The organism is Nostoc sp. UHCC 0251 (assembly GCF_034932245.1).
GTDB lineage: Bacteria > Cyanobacteriota > Cyanobacteriia > Cyanobacteriales > Nostocaceae > Nostoc.
In genome coordinates, this window is record NZ_JAYGHD010000287.1 from 52,508 (window position 1) to 76,794 (window position 24,287).

Genomic DNA, 24,287 nt, shown 5'->3' on the forward strand with positions numbered 1-24,287 from the left:
TCTTTGCTGTTTCCTGTACTACGCTGCTGTTTAGCTTAGGTTTAAGCTTGTCTGTCGTAGATTTCGGAATTCGTCTAAGGAAGAACTAAATGCGATGCCTACGCAGTAAACTACGCACTTCGGCTGAAATTACAGCTTGTGTTTGACCGCTCATAATGTCAGTATGTTGCATAACTCAATTAAATAGTTGAGTTAAATTCAGGAGTATAAGAAAGAGAATTCAGGTAAATTCAGGTGGGTGTTATGTCAGAACTTCTTTCGGTAATTACAGCGATCGTCTTTAGAAACTAACCTAAATACCTCTTTGAGCCTTTCGCCCTAGCCTTTAAGCTACGAAGTTGAGTTACTGCTACTCTTTAATTAAGTCCCCTTTTTTCTTGTAGCACCCATTCTATAAAGATAAAGGAGGTAAATTTGTGGATACGAAGTTAAAGTTACTGCTACTCAAACTCAACATATTGGCAGAAACATTTTGTACAAGACCAATTAGTTCATTAGTAGATTCTTTGAAGAATATACCTGTACCTTGTACAGAACCAAGAGAAATATCCTGCAAAACGTAGTTGGATGCTGAACCAGCTAGGACGATCTTGTCTTCACCTCTTTGGAAGTCGGTAATAAGGGCATAGTCGTTTAATCCACTAGTTAATGAATTACGGTCATCATATAAGCGAACAGCAAAAAGACTGTCCCTGCCCCCTAAAACAAATCGGTCGGCTCCAATACCTCCCGTCAAGACATCAATACCATTTGAAGTCCCTGGAGGTGGGGAAAGAAGAATCGAATCACCATAAAGGATGTCATTACCAGAGCCGCCATCGAGGGTGTCATTGCCACCAGCTCCCTGGAGGGTGTCATTGCCACCAGCTCCCTGGAGGATGTTGGTGGCATTGTTACCAGTAATAACGTTGCTGAGGTTGTTACCAACGCCGTTAATAGTACCTCTACCAGCTAAGACCAAGTTCTCCTGATTTGCACCTAGTGTGCGGTTATCAAAAGACTTTACTGTATCTATCCCTTCATCAGCCAATTCAATAACTATGTTAAAAAGTGTATCGACAATGTAAAAGTCATTGCCATCGCCACCATTAAGGGCGTCATTGCCATCGTAACCAACAAGAGTGTCATTGCCATCGCCACCATTAAGGGTAGCGATGGCAAGTCCATCACCATAGAGGAGGTCATTGCCATCTCCACCATTAAGGATGTCCCTGCCAATTCCACCACTATAAAGGGTGTCATCGCCAGATCCACCATTAAGGGTGCTATAGCCAAATCCATTACCGTCAAGGATGTCATTGCCATCTCCACCATCCAAGTTGTCATCGCCAAATCTGCCCCCATCGAGGCTATCATTCCCATCTTGACCTCTCAGCGTGTCATCACCTGTGCCCCCGTTGAGCGTATCATCGGTGCTACCACCAGTGAGACTATCATTACCGTCCAGCCCATTGATGACATCAGCAAAATCAACATCAAGCCCAAATGGGCCAGGTGGGCGAGGAATATCAATTATACTAACCAGTGTGTCATCACCATTTGTACCGTTAATGACTGCCATAGTGAGCGTCTCCTTAAATTAGAGGATAAATAAATTACTTCATCGCTTTCTCGTGAGAAAGCGAAAAGGAAAAATGAAAAAAAGTTGAACCAGACCTGATTGGAGCAGGTCTTTGCGGTCAAGTTTGAAGATTTGAGAAGCACTGCATACATCAATGATGTTGACCTTAAAATTGTGCCAACGGTCATGTTGAATGTTTGTGCGTTATATCTTTGCTGTTTCCTGTACTACGCTGCTGTTTAGCTTAGGTTTAAGCTTGTCTGTTGTAGATTTCGGAATTCGTCTAAGGAAGAACTAGACGCGATGCCTACGGCGGTAAACTACGCGCTTTGGCTAAAGTTTCAGCTTGTCTTTGACCGCTCATAATGTCAGGTGTAGGTTGGGGAGCCACTGCGCCCTTGCGGTTTCCCGACGAGCCTTGCAAGTGGCGTTTGAAGAACGGAACCCAACACCAATAATCCTTGATTTTGTTGGGTTTCACTTTGTTCAACCCAACCTACAAATATTTTATTTTTTTAGAGTAATAAAAGAGCGTTAACAGAGCGTTTAACGTAAGTTTCATGAGTGAGGTATGATTCACACTTATGATTTACGTGTATTTTAAAAAGCTTTTATCCTTTCCTGGCTTGCTCCTTCAATACTGTGTACGATTATTCCTCTATTCTCAAGCCACTGTATATTCTTAATTCCACCTCTTATGCAATTTTCTTCCTCTTGTGACAATAAATTCCCCCAGGTTGACCAATTTGGGTTGGAGAGTGCTGCTGCATCTTTTTTCATGATTACAATTTCCTAAAAACAACTTTCTGATGTCAGTATCTTGGATAATTCAATTAAATAGTTGAGTTAAATTCAGGAGTATAAGAAAAAAATAGAATTCAGGTAAATTCAGGTAAATTCAGGTGGGTATTACCTCAGATTTATGTAATTACAGCGATCGCCTCAGAAGAATTACGTAATAAAATCCCAAAAAATACTACGGATAAAATACGCAAATATTTTATAAATAGCTCTGGCAGCCTTTATTTATGTGTTTGTCTGGAGATTGGATCGAGGTGTATCCGATCGCAAAGATGGCGATCGCTCTCTTTCACACCAGCATTCGTCCGTAAATAATCGCCTACCCAATTGCAACCATAAGCCAATAAGTCGAGATTGAGAACCTGCTCCAAATTCCAAAGAATGATGCTCCTGTCTAAAGAAGCCGAGGCAAGTGTTTTCCCATCGGGACTAAAATCAACCCCAGAAACCCCAGAGCTATGAAGATTTAAGGTACGCAGCAATGTACCATCTAATTGCCAGAGTTTAACTGTTTTGTCGAGACTTGCCGTGGCAATCATTTTACTGTCGGGGCTGAAGGCAATTTCGTATACCGCACCGTTATGACCTTTGAGCGAGCGAAGCAACTTGCCATCAGCAGGGTTCCAGAGTGTGACAGTGTTGACACTCCCCGAAGCAATAGTCTTGCCGTCAGGGCTAAAGGCAACTCCCCAAACCCAATCTCCGTAACCCTGCGTTAGGGTACGAACTAACTTGCCATCAGCAGCGTTCCAGAGTTTGATGGTGTTGTTTTGGCTGGCCGAGGCAATAGTTTTGCCGTCAGGGCTGAAAGCAACTCCCCAAACCATAGTTCTATGACCCGTGAAGGTGCGAAGCAACTTGCCGTCAGCAACATTCCAGAGTTTAACTGTCTTGTCCACGCTTGATGAGGCAATAGTCTTGCTGTCGGGGCTGAAGGCGACTCTCCAAACTCCGTCGCTATGACCTGTTAGGGTATGAAGCAACTTACCGTTTGAAGCATTCCAGAGTTTGATCGTTTTGTCCAGACTCGCTGAGGCAATAATTTTGCCGTCGTGGCTGAAGGCAACTCCCCAAATCTCAGAACGATGACCTATTAAGGTGTGAAGCAATGTACCATCTGTTTTCCAGAGTTTAACTGTTCCATCCACACTCGTTGAGACAATTAAAGACCCATCAGGGCTGAAAATGGCTCTTGTAAATGAATCAGTCTTTTGAGTTAGGGTGCGGAGCAAAGGGGTATTCTTCTTATAAAGTCTCACAGTTTTGTCGTAGCTCGCCGAAGCGATCGCATTACTATCAGAAGCAATAGAAACTCCCCAAACTATAGAGCTATGCCCTTCTAGGGTTTTTAGCAATCTCCCATCGGGACTCCAGAGTTTAGTGGTGTTGTCCACACTTCCTGAAGCAATAAAAGACCCATCAGGGCTAAAATGTATTCCCCAAATCGGGCCACCGTGTCCCTCTAGGCTTTTGTAGGGATGGCTCTCAAACTCACCCGCGCTATTTCGTTTCCAGAGTTTAATCGTCTTGTCTTGTCCTGCTGAAGCAATTAAACTGCTGTCAGGACTGAAAGCAACAGCATAAATCGTACTGCCACTGATATGCCCTGTTAGGGTTTTATCGGCTATATAAGACCTGTTTACACCTTTTCGCCGCCAAAGTTTGACTGTTCCATCCACACTTGAGGAGGCAATAAAACGGCTATCGGGGCTAATGGCAACTGCGACGACGCTACCGCGATGCCCTTTAAGAGTTTGCAGTAATGTGCCGTTTCTCTGCCAAACTTTGACCGTTCCATCTGCACTTGACGAGGCAATTAAACGACTATCGCGGCTAAAAGAAATGCCCCAAACGGCAGCGCTATGTCCCTTGAAGGTTTTCAGCAAAGTTCCATCGGACTTCCAGAGTTTGAAGGTGTTGTCTGAACTTCCTGAGGCAATTATCTGACCATCGGGGCTGAAAGTAATGATGTAAATCTCAGATTCATGCCCTTTGAGGTTTTTCAGTAAAGTTCCATCGGACTTCCAGAGTTTAACTAGACTGTCCCCACCTCCCGAAGCAATTAAATTTCCATCCGGGCTGAAATCAACGGCGTAAACCTCAACACTATGCCCTGACAAGCGGTTGTACTCAACTGCCCCATAGACTCCCTGCCGTAAAGATTTTTCTACCTGTTCGGTTAAATTTGCATCTGCTTTACCAAATGAAAGCAGTTTTTGCTTCGCCTTAATAGCTTCTACCAGTGCATCTAAACGTTGATTGGAAACAAAGAGAGCTTCTGAGGATTGAGCGATCGCCCCAATCTCACTTTTAAGTGCTTTGCGATACTGCAAGAAAGCTGTCACGCCTAAGCCGGAGGACACTACTAGGGCAATACTGACTGCCCCTAGCAGAAATCGCTGGAGTTTAGCCGTTTTTTTCTCAGCACTCAAACGAGCTTCCACTTCCGTGAGTCTTGCTGCTTCTAGGGCTTGTTGCACTTCTTGGCGATCGCAATCTTCGCTCTTTGCCAAAAATTGATAATCCAAATCACTTAAACTTTTACCCACTGACCAGCTTTGCGCTTCTTGCAATGCTTGTCCCCGCAGCAGACGTGATTCATCTTGGTAATTTGACTCTAACCAAGCAGTAAGTCCTTCGGAGTAGGGACGCAGAGAAGCTAATTGCTGTTCTACCCAATCACGATCAAAAACAATCCGATAAATCTGGTTATAAACTTTGAGAATGCCTTGTTGCTTGACTACCAACCCTGTCAGCCGCAATTCTATCTGTTCAGAACTGTCATCGGCGGCAACTTCCTGCTGTAATATTTGTTGATATAGTCCCAGTAGACGACTAGCACGCTGCTCATTGCTAAGTAGGCGATCGCGGATGGTTCTGAGATGTTCTGGATTGTCTTGATATTCCCAATTGTCAATGATATGCGATCGCACGATTTGCCCAATCAACTCGGCTTCACTGCCTGCGTGAAGGTAAACGGGAGAAACCAAAATCAGTCGACATAACTTTTGTGTGAGAAAGGGCTGTCCCCCTGTCCATTCCACAATTTCTTTCATCACCGTCTGCGGATTCTCTATCTTGTTGGCTAATCCTTGAACTAAGGGGGTAATTTCTGACCACTTAAACCCCTCTAGCTGAATCCCATGACCAATATTAAACGGAGTGCGGCTCTTATCTGCAATCAGATCCCCAGGCGTTGCAACTCCCAATAATACAAAGGTTAGACGATTATAAACCAGACGATCGGCACGTCGATTGTAACAGGCACGGATGAAGGCAAAGAAATCATCGGCTGGAAAGTTGAGGCTAATAACGCTATCAATTTCATCGATAAAGATAACAATATTTTGCTCAATTTCTTTTAACAAAATTTCTTCAATAAAACCACTCAATCGTTGCAGAGGTGATAAACAGTCTTCTTGATGCCACCACGCCGATAATTTGCCCCGTTGTGACAAAGAAACTGAAAAACAACTGGTCAGACTTTTGATAAATCCGAGATACCATTGTTCTGGGGTAATATTCTGGCTACCAATTTCTGTTAAATCAATATCGGCGCAAGCAAATCCTTCAGCTTGTAATCGCTGCATGATGCGTACCCGCAAGCTAGATTTGCCCATTTGCCGGGAGTTGAGAACATAACAGAATTGTCCCATCTTTAAGTTTTCATATAAAGATGCATCGGCTTGTCGCTGGATATATGTAGGTGCATCAGCCGGTAAACTTCCCCCGACTTGATAGAGTAGACCCTCCTTAATAAACATAAGGCATTCTTTTGGAGGTTGTGAGCAACCTACCAACTCCATACTAAGTTGAGAATTTTACCATATTAGAACTCGAAATGCTCATTTAAAGTAAATTTAATATCAAGTCAGGTAAAATTAAATTTTAAGGGTTATAGAGTTTTTTATTCTTTTCTAAAAAAATATTTAATATTAAGTTTTAATATGAAAAACTTTGACTTTCAAACAGCTATTAAAATTGCCAATCAAGCCTTTTTATTACAAACAAAAAGGAATTTGAATGATGTAGAAATTATTGTCATTCAAGGAGCATGGGATCGAGAAGAATACGATCAAATGGCAGCCAAACATCAATATGCAACCAGTTATATTAGCCAAGATGTTGCACCCAAACTGTGGAAGATCCTCTCAAAAGCATTGGGAGAAAAGGTGAAAAAAGGTAATTTAAAAGAAGCACTAAAACGTTATTATGAACAACAGCTTATCTCTGAAAGCGAAAAAATCGATCAAACTTTGAGTGATAGCGAATACTCACCAGAAATAGTTCCAACATTTCTCCAAACAAAGATTAACGATACCACCCTAGATGCGTTAATTCCCGATTACTATATTGAACGACCTCCAATTGAATCTATTTGTTATGAAACTCTTTTGCAACCTGGTTCTCTGATTCGGATTAAAGCCCCCAACTTGATGGGAAAAACCTCCTTGATTAACCGAGTATTAACTCAAGTTGCTGCTCACAACTATCAGACCGTGAGTCTAAGTTTGGAACTTGCCGATCGCAAAACCCATTTTAGTAATCTTGATAAATTCTTGCGCTGGTTTGGGATTAACCTCAGTCGAGAATTAGGCGTACCAAATCAGTTAGAAGACTATTGGGATGAGGCTGGAATGGGCAGTAAAGTTAGTTGTACCAGCTATTTTGAAGAATATCTCTTAGCTCAAGCAGACAGGCCTCTCGTTCTCTGTTTAGATAATGTTGATTTACTGTTTCCCTATCCGGAAATTTATGAGGACTTTTTTGGGCTATTGCGGTCTTGGTATGAGAAGGCAAGAAGTCGGCAAAACTGGAAGAAACTGCGCTTAGTTCTTGCCCATTCCACTGACGTTTATATCCGGCTCAATATTAATCAATCTCCCTTTAATGTTGGCTTGCTAATTGAACTATCAGAATTTACCCACGAACAAGCACAAGACCTGGCTCAACAATATGGGCTAGAAAACGAATCCACCTGGGTCGAGCTATTAATGAGTTTAGTGGGAGGGCATCCTTACCTTTTAAAGCAAGCGTTCATTTATCTCAAAAGTCATCCCGATGTTACCAGAGAAGACCTTTTAGCAGCAGCAACTACAGAGGCCGGTATTTATAGTAACCACTTGCGGGAATTTTGGTTAAATTTACAAGACCATCCAGTTTTAGCGATCGCATTTCAAAAAGTTATCACTTCCCCTAGCCGTGTGCAATTAGAACCTTTATCTGCCTATAAGTTACAGAGTATGGGATTGGTGCAACTGTCTGGCAATGAAGTCGAGCCTCGCTGCCAATTATACCGCCAGTATTTCTCTGCGCGACTAGGGTTAGAGTCACCAAAGGCAATCTAGGCTCAAGGCAATACTGTTCGGTTAGAATTTTTCACTAGAGGGGATAGTATCTATAACAGTGACAATATAAAAGCAATTTTAAGGACATGACTTTTAGCTTAACTGACTGCGAAACTTACTAATACTAATAGTTAATAAAACAACAGCAAAGGCAACTAAAGCCAAAACATTCATCCACAGTACATCTAAGCCAACACCTTTGAGCAAAATACCTCGAACGATCGCAATGTAATGGCGCAGGGGATTCAGTAGGGATAGGGCTTGGAACAAAGGAGGCATAGCTTCAATGGGTGCGATCGCTCCAGAGGTTTGTACCATTGGTAAATTAATAAAGAAAGATGTCAGGACTACTTGCTGTTGAGAACTATTCACAGTTGCCAACATAATACCCAGGCTAATCCCGACAAATACATACATACTTGATAGGGCGAAAAATAGCAGGAAACTACCTCGAAATGGTACATGAAATACTACTGTTGCTAAAGAGATAGCTAATAAAACATCTCCGATTAATAAAAATGTTAAAGGAACAATTTTCGATAGTAATATTTGCCAGTTAGCAGCCGGAGTCATTAGTAATTGTTCTAAAGTGCCCGTATCTTTTTCCCGGACAACAGTAATTGCTGATACTAATGTCCCAATTAATGTTAAAACTAAGCCCATAACTCCTGGTACAAAAAACCAACTACTCGTAAGTCCGGGATTGTAAAGAAATACAACTTGTGGTGAAACTGGAAGACTTTTTTTACCTGGGGTTAATTGCAGATTATATTGTTGGATAATTTGATTCATATAATTTCCTGCAATCCCGGCTGTATTGGCATTTACTGCATCAATAAATACTTGAATTTCTGCTGATTTTTGTGCCAGTTGACGAGGGAAATCGGGAGGAATTATTACTCCGACATCTAACTTTCCTTCTTCTACTTGACGGCTTAATAGTTTTTCACTGTTTGGTACAGATTTTAAAGTAAAAATTTCATTTGATGTCATGGCTGAAACTAATTCTCGACTAGCGTTGATGTTGGCATAATCAATCACGCCTAATCGTAAGTTATGAACATCAGGATTGAGGATAAAGCCATACAGCAATAATTGGACTGTTGGCGGAATAACTAGCAAAAAAATTAGTTGCTTATTGCGGAGGATTTGATTAATTTCTTTCCGCACTAATGCCCAAAATGGGCTATCAAATAATCGCTGAATAAGTTTCATAAAATCACTTTTTATTAAACGGCAGAGATGCAGATAACACAGAAAAATTAGTTTGGTAATTGCATTCGGCTTAAAACTCTGCTTGATACGTTAAAAAATACTAATCCTAAAGCTGCAAGCATGAGTAAATCAAACCAAACTCCGGTAAATCCTGTACCACGCACGAAGGCGTCACGAGTGATATTAATGTAATAACGCGCCGGAATTACGTTAGGTGCTAGTGATAAGGGGAAAGGAATATTGTTGAGGGGATAAATAAAACCTGAGAGTAATAAGGATGTGATAAATCCTACGAGGGCAACGCCTTGTACGGCAGCGTTTTGGTTACTGCTGCGAACTCCTAAAAGTAACCCGAAAAGAACGCTATCTGTCAAAAACAGTAAAGTGCCAACTACTAATGTTATGGGGTTGCCAACTATGCCAACTTGGAAAATAATTGAGCCTAATACCATAACTATTAATGTTTCGAGGATCGCAATTAATAGGTATGCTAATCCTTTACCAAGTAATAGTTCTGTGGCACTAATACTAGAAGCATAAACTTGTAAAATTGTCCCTTTTTCTTTTTCCCGTACCATTGCGATCGCAGAGAGCAATGAAGGAAAAATCCACAGTACAACTCCGTACACTCCTGGCACAATATACAGAGATTCTAATCTACCAGGATTAAACCATAGACGCATTCGTGGTGTAATAATACTAGTAGCAGGTAACAGTCCATGTTCTTGCATGAAGAAGTTTGTCACTCTCTGAATACTATTTCTAATTACACGGGCATTGTTAACATCAGTTGCATCGATTAATACTTGTACCTTTGTACTTCTACCTGCTTGAATATCACGGCTAAATTCTGGTGGAATAATTACTGCGGCTTTAGCAATTCCTTTATCTATAGCATCGCGTGTAGGATTGCCACCAGACCATTGTTTGGGCACAAATTGATTGGTGGCATACAGTCTTTCAATATAGCTGCTACTTAGGTTGGTGCGGTTGAAATCTTGGACAATTAAGGGAATATCCTTACTTTCTAATCTAATGGCAAAGCCAAAAATTATTAAGGTGATGAATGGCAATAAAAAGGCTAAGGCCAACGTCAAGCGATCGCGGCGGAATTGGGCTATTTCTTTTACACATTGAGCAATAATTCGTTTCATATATATTGGGTACTGGGGACTGGGAATTTAGCAATTAAATTTTGGATTGTAATTCAATCTAAAATCCAAAATCTAAAATTAATACTCCTTTTTTATCCTTGCGATCGCTGTACTACACCGATAAAAGCATCTTCTAAAGAAAAAGGAATTGGGCGTAAAGAATTGATGGTAATTTGATGAGATTTTAAAAGTTGAGTTAGTTGATTTATTTCCTGTTCAGGATGATCGAGAACAACGTGTAAGCTGTCAGCGAAAATCGAGACGCGCCAAGACTCGAAGTGTTGTTTTAGTACCTTAGAAGCTACTTGGTTTTGATTAACAATAATTTCTATTAATTGTCCCGGTTGCGAGGCTTTGACAGAACTGGGTGAACCTTCGGCGACGGTTTCTCCTGCAACCATAAAACTTATGCGGTTGCACTGTTCAGCTTCTTCTAGATAGTGTGTTGTTACTAAAATGGCTGTACCGTTGCGGGCAAAGTCATTAATCAGCTTCCAAAACTGGCGACGCGCTAACGGATCTACCCCAGATGTTGGTTCGTCTAAAAATAAAATATCTGGTTCATGCATCACGCAAGCACCGAAAGCAACTCGCTGTTTCCAACCGCCGGGTAGCTGCCCTGTAATCATATTTGCTTGTCCTTCTAAGCCACAGGTAGCAATTACCCAATCAATTTTTTCCCGTCGGAGTTTGCGAGGTACGCCGTAAACTCCGCTATAAAATTCGAGGTTTTGCAGAATAGTTAAATCATCGTAAAGGGTGAATTTTTGACTCATGTAACCAATGCGTCGCCGTAAGTCTGCACTACGCAGATTTCCTGTTTCCCCACCCAAGGAAATTTCACCGCCACTTGCTTCGAGTAATCCACACAGCATCTTAATGGTGGTGGTTTTTCCAGCACCGTTAGCACCTAACAATCCAAAGATTTCGCCATAGCGGACTTCTACGTTGACATCTTTAACAGCTTGGAACTTGCCAAAGATCCGGCTGAGATTGTGAGCATATATAGCCAGTGAAGACGCTAAATTTGTCCCCTTGTCCTCATTCCTCTGTCCTCTTTTGCGAGAACGAGGAAATGGAAAAAACTGCGGCACGGAACCTTGTTGTCGCAAGCGGGTGACAAAGACGTTTTCTAATGTGGGTTCGCCATGCAGGGTAATGGGAGAAGGTAACTGATGTTGCTGCAATAGTTCCCGGACTTGGGTTTCGCCGGAATTTATATCTTCAACGAGGACATCCAAGCGATCGCCAAAAGTTTGCACATCTACTATATTTGTTTGGGTAGTCTGGGAGAGTATTTCTTCTGTCGCTTGCAGATTTGCTGTTCGTACTTCCAAGCGATGCAAGCCTAAGTTAGCCCGTAATTCTTTGGGTGTGCCAATTTCATGAATTTGCCCACTGTACATCAAAGCTACGCGGTGACAGCGTTCAGCTTCGTCTAAGTATGGTGTCGCAACTACAATTGTCATTCCCTCGGCTGACAATTCCCCTAGCACATCCCAAAACTCCCGCCGGGAAACTGGATCAACACCCGTGGTAGGTTCATCTAGTAACAATACTTCTGGTTGAGAAACCAAAGCACAACACAGCGCCAGCTTTTGTTTCATCCCACCAGAAAGTTGTCCCACTAAGCGATCGCTAAATCGCTCCAAATTCATTAATTTTAAATATTTATGGCGGCGTTCCCTTAATAAATCATCTGCTACTTGCCGCAACCCTGCTGCATAACACAAGTTTTCATCAATACTCAAATCCAAATACAGCGAAAACTGTTGTGTTAAATAACCTGTCATTAATCGGGCATCTCGTGCCGGCTGATTAAATATTTGCACCTCCCCCGCCGTTGCTTCCATCACACCGCCCAAAATGTGAAAGGTGCTAGTTTTCCCCGCACCGTCAGGGCCAATCAATCCAAACATTTCGCCTTTGTGGACGCTGAAATCAATTCCCCGCACAGCAGCTAAGTTTCCATAATGCTTGTGCAAAGCGCGAACTTTAATTGCTGTGGTTGGCAAACCAGATGATGGCGGTAAGTTTGCAGAGAAAGTAGTAATTTGCTGTTTCATTCCCTTCTACCTCCTAGCTTGAAAAGTGGTGTAATGGTCTCAGAGAATGGAGTGTACACGAAGATACCTTTTTCATGGTTGGCAATGAAATTTTTTAATCGGAACTATCTTAAAAGTGCTAAATAAATATTTCCCCCCCTGCCTCCCCTGCCTCCCCTGCTCCCCCTGCCCTCTTACCTGCCCCCTGCCTTCAAACTAATTTCGGCATCTGCTGGCATCCCCATTTTGGCGCAGGGCAAATCTGAGCCAGTATAAGGATTTTCGGGGTTAAAGCAGCCATCAGGGTTTTGAACTTTGATCCTAATTCCTACTACTTGTCTAACTCTATCTTTTTGAAAGTAAATATTTTCTGGTGTAAATGAAGCTTGCGGATCGATCGCAATTACTTTACCTTCTAATGGTTTGTCTGGGGCAGAATCAATGAAGATTTTCGTTGTTTGTCCTAGACGCACTCTGCCAATATCACCTTCGGGAATAAAACCTCTAAAATACAATGTTTTGGGGTCAACAATTGTCAAAATATTAGTCTGGCTGCTAACTATTGCCCCTGGTTCGACACTCCGGGCTGTCACTACTCCATCTAAGGGACTAACTACATTTAAATCTTTTTTGGAGTCTGCAATCTGGGTGAGGATTTGCTGATTTGATGCTTGGGCATCTTTGACTTTGGCACGGGCAGAATTGACTTTCGCTTGTGCAGATTTAAGTTGAGCATAACTTTGCTGCTGCTTTCTAATTAATGCTGTTAACTGGGCGTTGCGAATATCAGGATTGAAACCTGTAGTTTCAACTTGAGTTAACGCCCCTGATGTAGCCTTTAATTGTTGGCGTTCGGCATTAACTGCTGCCTGTCGTGCTTCTAAGGTTGCGATCGCAGTATCTAAAGTAGTTTGTGCTTGATCGAATTGTTGTTGATTGATCGCCCCTTCTTTGACTAATTGAGCATAGCGATCGCGGTTGATTTTTGCTAAATTAACTTCTGCTGCTGCCTGTTTAACTTGCGCTTGTGCTTGCACCAATGTGGCTCTAGCTGCTGCTACATTTGCTCGTGCCTGCTCAATTCTTCCTTGGGTATCCCCTTGAGACTGTTGCAAATTCAGTTTGGCTTCGTTAATTTGGCTGTTAATTTCCTGAATTTCTCTGGTGACTCGCTCGACATCTGAAATTGCCTGCTGTTCATCATACTTAGCAGATGTCACTCTTGCTTGTGTACCAAGTAGTTGTTGTTGCAGCAATTGATCGTCTGTGTCGTCTAACTTAATTAACTCTTGCCCCTTTTTAACTGCTGCCCCTTCCCGCACGGCAATTGACTCAATTCTTCCAGAACGCTTGATCCCAATCTCGGTTTCATAACCCTCAATCCGTCCGCTAACTTGCAATACATTTGCTGATACTTGCGGTTGAGAGCGCCACACCGCATAGCCAATGCCACTTACCACCAGCAGCCCTATCAGTAAAAAAATCGGTTTTTTGCGACGTTGCTGCTTCGATACTGGGGCATCTTTAAGATTTTCCGGGGTTGTCGGGATAGTCTGAGTCATAGTAGCAGCCTGGATTGTGCAAAATATTTTCTATAAGAGAATTGAAAATTTTGAATTCCTTGTCATCATACTAGACTGTCTAGTATGATATGGCAAGATATACACAAAAAAATTTACCATTCATGTCTATAAACCCTGCTTTCCAACTAGAAAATCCTTTACCTGAGATCACTCCAAAGCAGGAGCAAATCTTGCAAGGAGCTATACAGGTATTTTTGAAGGAGGGTTACGCTAGAACAAGTATGGATCGTGTTAGCGCGGCAGCTGGAGTATCAAAGCAAACCATATACAGTCACTTTCAAGATAAAGAAGGACTGTTTAAAGCGTTGATAGAACGGTTAACGGTTGCTTGTTTTCAAAGCATTTTTAGTATAGAAAAATTGCAGGGGGAACCAGCAATTTTGTTGCGTCAAGTTGCCGAATTTTATTTAACCAAGGTTGCTGATAATCCCGATTATTTGGCATTGTTGCGTTTGATAATCACCGAGTCACAAAACTTTCCCGAACTAGCAAAACTTTATAACCAAACCGTTGTGCAACGAGGTCGGCAAATACTAAGTTACTATTTTGCATCTCATCCAGAACTAGCAATTAGCGATCCAGAGTCAATGGCTCATATTTTTTTAGGTTCGCTAGTATCCTACGTGATTATAGAGGAAATTTTACATGGCAAAGAACTTACTTCTTTATCACGCGATCGCTTACTAGATAGCTTAATAAACGTGGTTATGAGCCAGGGATTAAAAAAATAATATGCCTTATCCAGAAACCTTGTAGAGACGTAGCACTGCTACGTCTCTACATCCATTTTCGGAGATGTCTAATTCTGCCGCCTTGTGGTACTAGGTGATCACAGTTGGCTGTTCCCGTCCTGTCAGTTCGCGGATCTGGGCTATTTCCTGGACAATAGTGATTAAAGAAGCAAGTGCAACCTGTGGATCAAGGTCATGTTTGGTGGGATCTGGCTCGTAGCTTTCTAGATAAACCCTTAAGGTTGCACCTTGAGTCCCCGTACCAGAAAGTCGCACCACAATTCGAGAACCATCGGTAAAGCCAATGCGAACACCTTGTTGATCGCTAATGCTACCATCAACAGGATCGTTATAACTAAAGTCATCACTGTATTCAACTTGATAGTTACCGAATTGCTTGCCTTTGAGAGTTGGCAATAAAGAACGTAGTCTTTCTATTAAAGCGTTGGCGGGCCCTGTCTGTATCTCTTCATAGTCATGGCGAGAGTAATAATTGCGTCCATAAGTCTGCCAGTGTTCCCGGACAATCTGCTCAACAGATTGTTGCCGGACTGCTAGGATATTCAGCCAAAACAGCACAGCCCATAGCCCATCTTTTTCGCGGATATGGTTAGAACTGGTACCAAAACTTTCTTCACCGCAGAGAGTAGCTTTACCCGCGTCTAAGAGATTGCCGAAAAACTTCCAGCCAGTGGGTGTTTCATAGGATTCAATCCCGATCTGAGCCGCTACTCGATCTACTGCTTGGCTAGTAGGCATGGATCGCGCTACCCCGGCTAAACCTGCACTATAACCAGGGACTAGCTTGGCGTTTGCGGCTAAAACTGCCAGGCTATCGCTAGGGGTGACAAAGAACTTACGCCCTAAGATCATATTGCGATCGCCATCTCCGTCAAAAGCTGCCCCAAAATCTGGCGCATCCTCCGCGTACAAAATATCCACCAACTCATGGGCATAAACCAGATTTGGATCAGGATGTCCGCCGCCAAAGTCTTCTAGCGGTGTACCATTACGCACAGTTCCCACTGGTGCGCCCAAACGTTGCTCGAAAATGGCATGGGCATAGGGGCCAGCTACCGCGTGTAAGGCATCAATGCTGAACCGAAAATTTCCTCTGCTCAACAGTTGGCGAATCCGTTCAAAATCAAACAAGGACTCCATTAACTCTTGATAATCTTGTACAGAGTCAATGACCTCAACTACCGTCTCTCCCAAACGTGACTCACCTAAAGTTTCTAAATCTACATCTGGTGCTTCCAGAATTTGGTAGCTATCAATGACTTTACTGCGATCGTACATAGCCTCTGTCACCTTTTCTGGTGCTGGGCCACCGTTGCTAATGTTATATTTCACACCAAAGTCACCATTTGGCCCACCCGGATTATGGCTAGCAGACAAGATGATGCCACCAATAGCCTGATACTTGCGAATAATAGTGGAAGTTGCAGGAGTAGACAAAATCCCCCGTTGACCAACTTTAATCCGCCCAATGCCATTGGCCGCAGCCATTTTCAAAATGATTTGAATGGCTTGGCGATTGTAATAACGGCCATCACCACCCAAGACTAAGGTTTGAAAGTGCAAGTCCCCCACAGAATCGAAGATGGATTGGATAAAATTTTCCAGGTAGTGGGGCTGCTGAAAAACCTTAACTGATTTCCGTAGCCCAGAAGTACCGGGCTTTTGGTCGGGGAAGGGAGTAGTAGAGACTTTATGGATGTTCATAGATAATGTTTAACAAAGCATTTTTCTTTTACAGCTTTGCATAAGTTCGTGACAAAAAAAATTGCTTATTATGTACCCATCGACTACCCTGACAATTCAGCGGCATCTGGAAAACCTCACTTCTATTTCTCTCCTAAAAGGAGAGAGACTTTGAATTTTCCCCCTTCCCGTGTCGGGAAGGGGGTTAGGGGGTTAGGTTTTTGGTGGACTTTTCCACATAACGTGAAAAGTCAGATCGACTACCAACCCCCTGTTCTCCGATTCCCAATAGTTAAATGTAGAACTTGCCAACACTTTAGAGTCAGTTGAGTAAATCTAAGCAACCAAATCGTCTGGAGCAAGAGCATTCTATCTGATGGGATACAATCAACGTACCTTACCGCCTCTGTGGATTGGGGTGGCGATCGCTTTCTATGCCTTTATTGCCATTGGCATTGCTGAAGGCGGATTAGGCGTTCTGCTGCCCTCCATAGTGTCCACCTATAACTTGACTCCAGCCACCGTTACCCTGCTGTTTGTGAGTCAAATTAGCGGCTACATTCTGGCAGCATTCACCAGCAGCCTGGTGAGTAGCCGTCTGGGGTTAGCGCGAATGCTATTGATTGCTGCGGTTGTGCTGACAATGGCGCTGATAATTTACGCCACCTCACCTTACTGGTTGTTTATGGTTGCTGCCGGGTCAGTGCTGGGATTGGGTATTGGGCTGATTGATGCAGGGATTAATACCTACATTGTGCAAGATTCCCGCAGTGCAAATATGATTGGTTTACTCCATGCTTTCTATGGCATTGGCGCATTATCTGGGCCCACAATTGCCACTACTTTGCTATCACTTGGCATGAACTGGCGACAGGTTTATTGGGTATTAGCCGGCATCGTCAGCCTATTGATTGTAAGTGTCCTGGGTGTGATGATTTCCCGCTATACACCAATGACGCTACGGGTATCGACATCAAATACAACTGCATTAGAAAATTTGGGGCGATCGCTCCAAAATCCAGTAGTAGTCCTAACTGGATTACTCCTGATGGTTTATGTTGGTATAGAAGCTTGCATCGGCAACTGGGCATACACTGTGCAATCCGTCGCTCGCCAAACTCCCGAATTGATTGCTGGTTACAGCGTTAGTGCCTACTGGCTAGGATTAACATTGGGACGTTTCATCTTAGGTTATTTCTTGCAATGGCTTGGCCCAGTCCGCACGATCAGTATGTCGCTGAGTCTTCTAATAATTGGATTGCTTGCTTGGTGGCAACTGCCAGATCAATGGATTAGCTTACCGCTAATTGGCTTTGCATTGGCAGCAATCTTTCCCGCCACCATCTGGTTAATACCTCAACGATTACCAGATGCCCTTGTTCCTGCGGCTGTTAGCTTCGCCACCAGCATCGCCAGTTTTGGAGCAGCAATTATACCCACTGGAGCAGGCTGGATTGCAAGTTGGACAAGTTTAGAAATTATTCCAATCTTGATGCTGCCATTGACAATTTTAATGGTGGGCTTACATTGCTGGCTAGTGCAACATTCGGTAAGAGGCAAGTAAGCCCGGATTTCTCACCACACCCCTGCTCCCCTGCGCTTGTGCAGGGGAGCAGGGGAGCAGGGGAGAGTTCAATGTGCCTTGTTCTTTCCCCTCTGCCCCTCTGCTCCAAGAAATACGAGGTAAGGTATTCATGCAGTGATTGGCTAAAAATCCTTGCACACAATTATCTAATGAAGCCAGAATAGCCTCCATTGCAGGAGGTACTAAGACGTGTGATGTCAATATCCTCAGAGAGAGGTGATGCAGAGGGAACAAGAGGCGATCGCAATTTCATTCCCATATAAGTTGTAGTTAAATTCATAACAACCTCAATAACAAAGTACTGTTAGCGTAGTAGGGCGTTATACCAATTCACTAAAATAATGAAACAGATTTAAACCCTGAAAGCTTTGCTATATCTAAGTTTTTTAATTGCGTTAGCGCAGCGGTAGCGAGTCCGCGAGCGTCATTGCGAATTGCGAATTGCGAATTGTAAATTGGTATTAGCCTGTGTTGAGTAAGCGTTCTATGGTTGCCGTGCTGCCAAATATTGATACATTTGCCAACGGGTTTGCACATCTGCTTGAGCTTCTTTAAGTAACTGCCGTGCTGCTTCTTCGTTACTCTTAGTCAACATTTTGAAGCGGTTTTCTAGATACATATATTGCTCTAGTGGTAACTTTGGTGTGCGCGAATCCAGTTGTAGTGGGTTTTCTCCTTGCTTAATGCGGTCTGGATTAAACCGATACAGTAACCATTGACCTGAATCGACAGCAGCTTTTTGATTCTGCATTGCCGTACTCATGTTGATACCGTGGGCGATGCAATGGCTGTAGGCAATAATTAACGATGGTCCCTGATAAGCCTCAGCTTCTAGGAAAGCTTTGAGAGTGTGTTCATCTCGTGCGCCCATTGCGACGCTGGCAATATAGACATTGCCGTAAGTCATCGCCATTAAACCCAAATCTTTTTTAGGTGCAGATTTACCCCCAGCCGCAAATTTTGCAACAGCTGCTTTAGGCGTGGCTTTGGACATTTGTCCACCCGTATTGGAATAAACTTCAGTATCAAGAATGAGAATATTAACGTTGCGTCCACTCGCTAAGACGTGATCTAGTCCACCAAAGCCGATATCATAACCCCAGCCATCACCACCGATAATCCAGACACTCTTTTTCACTAAGTAATCAGCTAGGGATTTTAGATTTTGGATTTTGGATTTTAGATTCGGAACTATTTCGGCAGTCAAGATTTGATCTAACTTCTGTTTTAACAGCGCTACTCTTTCTCGTTGTTCCCAAATATCAGCTTCATCTTTTTGTTCGGCATTGAGGATACTATTTACCAGTTCTTCATCCACATCTGTTCCCAGTTGTTTGAGTAATTCATTGGCAAATTCTGTTTGTTTATCAATCGAAATCCGAAAACCAAGTCCAAATTCAGCGTTATCTTCAAATAATGAGTTTGACCAAGCCGGGCCGCGTCCTTCGGTATTGTGCGTCCAAGGGGTAGTGGGTAAATTACCGCCATAAATAGAAGAACAACCAGTGGCGTTGGCAACAATCATGCGATCGCCAAACAACTGTGTTGCTAATTTAATATAAGGTGTTTCACCACACCCAGCGCAAGCCCCAGAAAACTCAAACAATGGCTCCTGCATTTGCTGCTGGTTAATATGAGTCAGCTTCAGATGGCTTCTATCTGGATTGGGAATATTCAAAAAGAAATCCCAATTTTCCCGTTCTTGTTCCCGTAATGGTCTTTGCGGTTCCATGTTAATGGCTTTGCGCCGTAGTTCTGATTTATTCTTTGCCGGACAAACATCTACGCAAATACCGCAACCAGTACAATCTTCTGCTGCCACTTGGATAGTATATTTCAAACCTGGCCAATCGTGGTCTTTGGCATTGGCACTCTTAAATGTCGATGGTGCATTTTCTAACTGCTGCGGTTCGTAAACCTTACTGCGGATGACACTGTGAGGGCACACCATCACGCACTTACCACACTGAATGCAGACATCTGTATCCCAAACGGGTATTTCTTGGGCAATGTTACGCTTTTCCCATTTTGCTGTACCTGTGGGATAAGTACCGTCTGCTGGTAAAGCACTAACTGGCAGTTCATCTCCTTGACGGGCAATCATTTTGCTTAAAACATCACGGACAAAAGCAGGTGCAGCATCAGGAATTGAGGATTGTTTTTCTTTCCCATTCCCTATTCCCAATTCCCTATTCTCTACCTCAGACAAATTATCCAATGTAGTATCCACCGCTTTGATGTTCATCTGTACAATTTCGTCGCCCTTCTTGCTGTAAGTCTTGCGGATGGAGTTTTTGATGTAGGCGATTGCTTCTTCTCGTGGTAGTACATTCGATAAGACGAAGAAACAAACCTGCATGACTGTGTTAATTCTGCCAGCCATGCCTGCTTGACGGGCGACTTTATAAGCATTAATTACATAAAATTTCAGATGCTTTTCGATAATTTGCTCTTGTACTGATGGCGGCAGATGATCCCAAACTTCATCCTTTTCATAAGGAGAATTTACCAAAAATGTACCATCTGGTATGATGTCTTTCAATATAGGAAATTTTTCAATAAATTCCCATTGATGACAGGCAACAAAGTTAGCTTTACTGATTAAATAGGTCGAGAGAACCGGTTGTGAACCAAAGCGCAGATGAGAAACTGTGACCGAACCTGATTTCTTGGAATCGTAAACAAAATAGCCTTGAGCGTAATTGTTTGTTTCTTCTCCAATAATTTTGATTGAGTTTTTATTAGCACCGACTGTACCATCAGCACCCAAACCATAAAAAATCGCTCTTATTATGTTGTCTGCTTCAATGCTAAAGTCGGGGTCATAATTCAAGCTGGTGTGGGTGACATCATCGTTAATTCCGATAGTAAAATGATTTTTTGGTTCAGCCGTAGCCAGGTTATCAAAGACGGCTTTAATCATCGCTGGTGTGAATTCTTTGGAAGATAAACCGTAGCGGGCAAATTCATCCATGACTTTCTGGGTGATGTCTGCACAAGCTAGATAGTAAGGATTGACAGTTTCCCTGGCTTGGAAGTAAACATCAGGGTTTTGTGTTGTACCGCGCAAAACTGGTTTATCGGGAGTGAGGGCGCGTGACCGATGGGCAAATACTAATTCATCAGGAATGAATTCTCGCAAGTCATCTTCTGTTAAAGTTTCTACTTTGTTAATTTCGTGGGAGGTACGAAAGCCATCAAAAAAGTGCAGAAAGGGTATCCGTGATTCTAGAGTTGCTCGTGTTGCTATCAAAGCAAAGTCTTGTGCTTCTTGCACTGATGCGGCACATAACATAGCAAAACCAGTGCCACGCGCTGCCATGACATCGCTGTGGTCGCCAAAAATGGAGAGAGCTTGCGCGGCTAGCGATCGCGCGGCAATATGAAATACTGTAGGTGTTAATTCTCCAGCAATCTTGTACATGTTGGGAATCATCAACAATAATCCCTGCGATGCTGTAAATGTGGTTGTCAGTGAACCAGTTTGCAAAGCACCATGTACAGCACCAGCCACACCTCCTTCACTCTGCATCTGTACCACTGAGGGAACAGTACCCCAAATGTTGCGTTTGCCTTCACTAGCCCAAGCATCTGTCCACTCAGCCATCGGTGAAGAAGGAGTAATGGGATAAATCGCAATGACCTCATTGAGTCGATAGACAACTTGGGCAACAGCCTCATTGCCGTCTATGGTTGCAAATGTTTTGTTCTTCATCTTCTTGCACCTGTGAAAGTCTCTAAGGGCTAGTAATGACTAAGCTGAACCTACTTTTGACTTTAGGATAAGAAGTTGAGAAACTTGTGAAGAAGCAAAAGGGATTGGGAACTGGTTGAGCGCCTTGTTATTAAAATATTTATTTAACAATACCTTCGCCAAAAAAAGAGGATGAAGAGATAGAGAACTGATGTAGTAGAGTTATTGTCTTCGACAAGGACAACTCAAAAACCACAATCTACTGACTTGAAGATGCATTTGTTCTGCCCCAACCTGAATCCTTACACCGTTTACTCAAAAGCAAGTTAAAAAATAGGCGTTGCATAATAGCGTCAGAAACTCTTTGTTGTTACTCCCGCCAAACTTCATTAACAACACTTCCATCAACATCAACTAATTGAATATGCAAAGGCATTTGGCCTGCCGCATGAGTTGAACAACTCAAACAAGGATCGAAAGCTCGAATTCCTGCCTCAACTCGATTCAACATCCCTTCGGGAATTTCGGAACCGTGAATAAAATGTCGGGCAATTTGAGCTACTGTGCGATTCATCGCTAAATTATTCTGACCTGTGGCAATTATTAAATTTACTTTTTGAAGTAACCCATTTTCATCAACTTGGTAATGGTGAAATAATGTACCGCGTGGCGCTTCACTACAACCAACTGCTTCTAATTGATTAATCCCAGCATCAGCCCGCAATTTGGTAGACATTAAATCTGAGTCATCTATGATAATTTCTATGCGTTCAATGCAAGCTAAAATTTCAATTAATCGGGCGTAATGATAGAAAAATGATGATGTAACAGTTCCTTTACCTCTGTGTCTAAACTCTCGCAATTCTGCATCAGCTAAAGGTGTGCCAATATGACTGCAAATATTCAAACGGGCTAAAGGCCCTACTCGGTAAATACCACTATCGAGACTACAATAGTCGCTCTGGTCAGGATAACCCAAAGGACGATAGTAGGGAGACTTTAAATAAGAATCTGGTTGAACCGCTTCACCGATAAATTCTTGATAATTAGTTGGATCGAGTTTATCAGCAATGATATTCCCGGCGCTATCTACAAAACGAATATGTCCGTCGTAATGTTCCCACAAACCATCGGGAGTAACTAACCCCATAAATAAGCTAGGAAAATTCCCGAAGGTTTGTACTTCTTTTTGATAATCGTTGAGTAAGCGTTTAAATCTACCGAGTGCATCTAATATTATCGTGCGTGCTTCTGGGATGCGGTTCTGAATATGTGTGCGCCCTTCTATTGATAAAGGTTCGCGGACACCACCAGGAATTGCCCATGATGGATGTATTTTACGTCCTCCCAATTGTTCGATAATTTCTTGTCCAAATTGACGTAAGCGAATTCCGCCACGCGCTAGTTCTGGTTCGGCTGCAATTAAACCAAATACATTGCGTTTTTGAGGATTGCTATCCATTCCTAATAATAAATCTGGGGCGCTGAGGTGGAAGAAACTCAGGGCGTGGGATTGAATAATTTGTCCCAAATTCATTAAACGGCGCAGTTTTTCAGCAGCTTTGGGAATTGTAACCGCCAGGATGCGATCGCCTGCTTTGGCAGAAGCTAACAAATGACTCACTGGACAAATTCCACAAATTCGCGCCGTAATTCCTGGCATTTCCCAAAGCGGACGACCTTCACAAAACTTCTCAAAACCACGAAATTCTGTGACATGAAATCGAGCATCGCTGACTTGTCCGTTATCATCCAAGTAAATAGAGATTTTGGCGTGTCCTTCAATGCGGGTAACTGGATCGATAATAATTTTTTGAGACATAAGCCTCTCTTTTTTGACTTTTGACTTTTGACTTCCGCCTTGCGGTACTAGGCGATTTGGAGTTGCTTAACTGTCGCGCGATCGCGTTTTATCCACCACCAGCAGAACGCACCCAAGCCGAGGAAAAAGATGATCAAGCTGATAATGTTGCCTAGCACTGGTAGGCTTGTCAGAATAATTAATGCTACTAAACCGACGATCAGGGAAAGATAACGCTTTGATGATTGATCTGGTCTGATTTTGTGCAACAGCCATCGTCCACCCAAGAAACTGAGGATGGATCTGCGGCACATAACTAGCGAAAATCAGCAAACTAATTATTTGTCTGCCAGCAAGCACAGCATCACCTTTGACAGTACCATCGATAGTGATGCGATCGCCTGTTAAATAGACATCATCGTTGATAACTTCACTAGCTTTGACAATGATGTTATCGCCTGCCAAGTACAAGTTTTCGCTATCAGCACTAGTAACTGTTGGCTGTGGGCTAACACTAATACCAGACCATACAGGAAAGATAGCTAACAGCATTGCTAACAAGAGTAAGAATAAGAGAAATAAGATTCTTGTTATAGATGGCATGTGCAATCTTTTAATTATATTCATCGGTTCACCTCACCAACTGAGGTTTTGATCTCAAAATCGCTAGCTAAAATACGCATTAGTGGCTCTTCTAACCAAGGCGACCAAAAGGCATAGCACACAAGCTCTTCAGTATGTTTTTCTGAAAGTTTCCTAGCTCGTTCAATGAAAGGATCGTTTAAGCTAACTGTCCATTTACTAAGTTCGGCATTCTGGATATTGAACATCTCAACTCCAGCTACGTTTGTAAATACAAGCGTCAAATCTTTTTCATCATCAGTCTGAAAATGAACATATAGCGTTCCCTTAACTAATGAGATTTCGCCAATTTTCCCATCTACTAACTGGAAAATTGCCAATTTCTCAGGTGAAATTATTGGCTTGTTTGAATCTCTTAAATCTTTCGCCATCATTGTATTTTTCCCTGCAATTGCTCTCTATTTAAGTGAACAAATTAATATA

17 protein-coding genes are annotated in these 24,287 nt (G+C 42.6%); 3 read left to right on the forward strand and 14 right to left on the reverse strand.

Going from position 1 to position 24,287, the window contains the following annotated elements; genetic code table 11:
- Nucleotides 1-391 precede the first annotated feature (391 nt).
- From VB740_RS18960 to VB740_RS18975, 4 genes are all read right to left on the reverse strand, one after another.
- A complete protein-coding gene (locus VB740_RS18960) occupies nt 392-1,561 on the reverse strand; it encodes a calcium-binding protein (RefSeq protein WP_323201485.1) in 1,170 nt (389 codons plus the stop codon).
- 307 nt (nt 1,562-1,868) lie between these two features.
- Complete coding sequence (locus VB740_RS18965) at nt 1,869-2,042, reverse strand: hypothetical protein (RefSeq protein WP_323201486.1); 174 nt, start codon at nt 2,040-2,042, stop codon at nt 1,869-1,871.
- Nucleotides 2,043-2,161: 119 nt separating this feature from the next.
- Entirely contained in the window at nt 2,162-2,341 is a 180-nt protein-coding gene (locus VB740_RS18970) for a hypothetical protein (RefSeq protein ID WP_323201487.1), read from the reverse strand.
- Nucleotides 2,342-2,583: 242 nt separating this feature from the next.
- The gene (locus VB740_RS18975) at nt 2,584-6,126 is read right to left on the reverse strand and encodes an AAA-like domain-containing protein (RefSeq protein ID WP_323201488.1); all 3,543 of its coding nucleotides are present in this window, start codon (nt 6,124-6,126) and stop codon (nt 2,584-2,586) included.
- A 183-nt stretch (nt 6,127-6,309) separates the two neighbouring features.
- Here VB740_RS18975 and VB740_RS18980 point away from each other — a divergent pair, with 183 nt between their 5' ends.
- Nucleotides 6,310-7,710, forward strand: coding sequence for an AAA-like domain-containing protein (locus VB740_RS18980; RefSeq protein ID WP_323201489.1), 1,401 nt, complete (start codon nt 6,310-6,312; stop codon nt 7,708-7,710).
- Nucleotides 7,711-7,803: 93 nt separating this feature from the next.
- Here the strand turns inward: VB740_RS18980 and VB740_RS18985 are convergent, their stop codons facing one another.
- The 4 genes from VB740_RS18985 to VB740_RS19000 all read right to left on the reverse strand — a co-directional run bounded on the left by VB740_RS18985 (nt 7,804) and on the right by VB740_RS19000 (nt 13,686).
- Nucleotides 7,804-8,925 (reverse strand): ABC transporter permease, encoded by a 1,122-nt coding sequence (locus VB740_RS18985; RefSeq protein ID WP_323201490.1) that lies wholly within the window; start codon nt 8,923-8,925, stop codon nt 7,804-7,806.
- Nucleotides 8,926-8,972: 47 nt separating this feature from the next.
- A complete protein-coding gene (locus tag VB740_RS18990) occupies nt 8,973-10,079 on the reverse strand; it encodes an ABC transporter permease (RefSeq protein ID WP_323201491.1) in 1,107 nt (368 codons plus the stop codon).
- 92 nt (nt 10,080-10,171) lie between these two features.
- Complete coding sequence (locus VB740_RS18995) at nt 10,172-12,145, reverse strand: ATP-binding cassette domain-containing protein (protein ID WP_323201492.1); 1,974 nt, start codon at nt 12,143-12,145, stop codon at nt 10,172-10,174.
- A 173-nt stretch (nt 12,146-12,318) separates the two neighbouring features.
- Complete coding sequence (locus VB740_RS19000; RefSeq protein ID WP_323201493.1) at nt 12,319-13,686, reverse strand: HlyD family secretion protein; 1,368 nt, start codon at nt 13,684-13,686, stop codon at nt 12,319-12,321.
- A gap of 122 nt (nt 13,687-13,808) precedes the next feature.
- Here VB740_RS19000 and VB740_RS19005 point away from each other — a divergent pair, with 122 nt between their 5' ends.
- Nucleotides 13,809-14,438, forward strand: a complete 630-nt coding sequence (locus tag VB740_RS19005) for a TetR/AcrR family transcriptional regulator (protein WP_323201494.1) — start codon at nt 13,809-13,811, stop codon at nt 14,436-14,438.
- A gap of 90 nt (nt 14,439-14,528) precedes the next feature.
- Here VB740_RS19005 and VB740_RS19010 read toward each other — a convergent pair whose 3' ends face one another.
- Entirely contained in the window at nt 14,529-16,163 is a 1,635-nt protein-coding gene (locus VB740_RS19010) for an alpha-D-glucose phosphate-specific phosphoglucomutase (protein WP_323201495.1), read from the reverse strand.
- A gap of 355 nt (nt 16,164-16,518) precedes the next feature.
- Here VB740_RS19010 and VB740_RS19015 point away from each other — a divergent pair, with 355 nt between their 5' ends.
- Complete coding sequence (locus VB740_RS19015) at nt 16,519-17,706, forward strand: MFS transporter (RefSeq protein ID WP_323201496.1); 1,188 nt, start codon at nt 16,519-16,521, stop codon at nt 17,704-17,706.
- A gap of 163 nt (nt 17,707-17,869) precedes the next feature.
- On the opposite strand, the gene VB740_RS19020 is transcribed toward VB740_RS19015, so the two are convergent.
- From VB740_RS19020 to VB740_RS19040, 5 genes are all read right to left on the reverse strand, one after another.
- Nucleotides 17,870-18,007: a hypothetical protein gene (locus VB740_RS19020; RefSeq protein ID WP_323201512.1), complete on the reverse strand. Its 138-nt coding sequence runs from the start codon at nt 18,005-18,007 to the stop codon at nt 17,870-17,872.
- Between the two features lie 204 nt (nt 18,008-18,211).
- Nucleotides 18,212-21,442, reverse strand: coding sequence for a pyruvate:ferredoxin (flavodoxin) oxidoreductase (nifJ, locus tag VB740_RS19025; protein WP_323201497.1), 3,231 nt, complete (start codon nt 21,440-21,442; stop codon nt 18,212-18,214).
- A 349-nt stretch (nt 21,443-21,791) separates the two neighbouring features.
- The gene (locus VB740_RS19030) at nt 21,792-23,243 is read right to left on the reverse strand and encodes a Ni/Fe hydrogenase subunit alpha (RefSeq protein ID WP_323201498.1); all 1,452 of its coding nucleotides are present in this window, start codon (nt 23,241-23,243) and stop codon (nt 21,792-21,794) included.
- 66 nt (nt 23,244-23,309) lie between these two features.
- Nucleotides 23,310-23,849, reverse strand: coding sequence for a hypothetical protein (locus VB740_RS19035; protein ID WP_323201499.1), 540 nt, complete (start codon nt 23,847-23,849; stop codon nt 23,310-23,312).
- Nucleotides 23,846-24,238 carry a hypothetical protein gene (locus tag VB740_RS19040; protein WP_323201500.1) on the reverse strand — a complete coding sequence of 131 codons (393 nt, stop codon included), beginning with the start codon at nt 24,236-24,238 and terminating at the stop codon, nt 23,846-23,848. The genes VB740_RS19035 and VB740_RS19040 overlap by 4 nt, the downstream gene beginning before the upstream one ends.
- Nucleotides 24,239-24,287: the final 49 nt, after the last annotated feature.

Bases quoted from the DNA above. Each gene is read 5' to 3' on its own strand.
- VB740_RS18960 (WP_323201485.1), bottom strand. From the start codon at position 1,561: ATGGCAGTCATTAACGGTACAAATGGTGATGACACACTGGTTAGTATA.
- VB740_RS18970 (WP_323201487.1), bottom strand. From the start codon at position 2,341: ATGAAAAAAGATGCAGCAGCACTCTCCAACCCAAATTGGTCAACCTGG.
- VB740_RS18975 (WP_323201488.1), bottom strand. From the start codon at position 6,126: ATGTTTATTAAGGAGGGTCTACTCTATCAAGTCGGGGGAAGTTTACCG.
- VB740_RS18980 (WP_323201489.1), top strand. From the start codon at position 6,310: ATGAAAAACTTTGACTTTCAAACAGCTATTAAAATTGCCAATCAAGCC.
- VB740_RS18985 (WP_323201490.1), bottom strand. From the start codon at position 8,925: ATGAAACTTATTCAGCGATTATTTGATAGCCCATTTTGGGCATTAGTG.
- VB740_RS18990 (WP_323201491.1), bottom strand. From the start codon at position 10,079: ATGAAACGAATTATTGCTCAATGTGTAAAAGAAATAGCCCAATTCCGC.
- VB740_RS18995 (WP_323201492.1), bottom strand. From the start codon at position 12,145: ATGAAACAGCAAATTACTACTTTCTCTGCAAACTTACCGCCATCATCT.
- VB740_RS19000 (WP_323201493.1), bottom strand. From the start codon at position 13,686: ATGACTCAGACTATCCCGACAACCCCGGAAAATCTTAAAGATGCCCCA.
- VB740_RS19005 (WP_323201494.1), top strand. From the start codon at position 13,809: ATGTCTATAAACCCTGCTTTCCAACTAGAAAATCCTTTACCTGAGATC.
- VB740_RS19010 (WP_323201495.1), bottom strand. From the start codon at position 16,163: ATGAACATCCATAAAGTCTCTACTACTCCCTTCCCCGACCAAAAGCCC.
- VB740_RS19015 (WP_323201496.1), top strand. From the start codon at position 16,519: ATGGGATACAATCAACGTACCTTACCGCCTCTGTGGATTGGGGTGGCG.
- VB740_RS19020 (WP_323201512.1), bottom strand. From the start codon at position 18,007: ATGAATTTAACTACAACTTATATGGGAATGAAATTGCGATCGCCTCTT.
- nifJ (WP_323201497.1), bottom strand. From the start codon at position 21,442: ATGAAGAACAAAACATTTGCAACCATAGACGGCAATGAGGCTGTTGCC.
- VB740_RS19030 (WP_323201498.1), bottom strand. From the start codon at position 23,243: ATGTCTCAAAAAATTATTATCGATCCAGTTACCCGCATTGAAGGACAC.
- VB740_RS19035 (WP_323201499.1), bottom strand. From the start codon at position 23,849: ATGAATATAATTAAAAGATTGCACATGCCATCTATAACAAGAATCTTA.
- VB740_RS19040 (WP_323201500.1), bottom strand. From the start codon at position 24,238: ATGATGGCGAAAGATTTAAGAGATTCAAACAAGCCAATAATTTCACCT.